This is a genomic window from Arthrobacter sp. B0427-1-12 (genome assembly GCF_059092905.1).
In genome coordinates this window covers 1-440 of record NZ_JBNHIC010000221.1, presented here as the reverse complement: position 1 = coordinate 440, position 440 = coordinate 1, and the positions used below count along the sequence as shown (strand labels likewise).

Annotated in this window: 1 pseudogene; it reads left to right on the top strand. The window is 63.2% G+C overall.

Going from position 1 to position 440, the window contains the following annotated elements:
• Positions 1-236: pseudogene (locus AC5RWU_RS24655) on the top strand (TetR/AcrR family transcriptional regulator); the annotation flags it as partial.
• Positions 237-440: the final 204 nt, after the last annotated feature.

Genomic DNA, 440 nt, shown 5'->3' with positions numbered 1-440 from the left:
ACCTTTACGGTCATATTCTCAACGAACTGCAGGAATTCATCGTCGACCCCGAGGAAAAGGAACACCTGCTCCGCCTGGGCCTGCACCGACTGCCGGCACGCGATTTCCCCCAACTCCGCAAACTGGCCCACATCCTCGCCGAATACGACGGCGCGGCCGAACTCGACCAGGGAATCACCATCCTCCTGGCCGGCCTGGAAACCCAGCTGCACCCACCCGCCAACAAACACCCCTGACCGGATCCGCCCCCGGTGATCACAGGAGAACACCGATAACTAGCGCATACGTAAACCGGCCTGGAGAATGGCGACCGGCTGAACGGTGGGCACGCCGTTCCCCTACGATGCAAAGCGCCCCCGGACCCTGAGGGTCCGGGGGCGCTGTGCGTTCCAAGAGCTTTGGGCGGGGCGGGGGTTTTTTTCCCTTAACCCCCTTGGGCC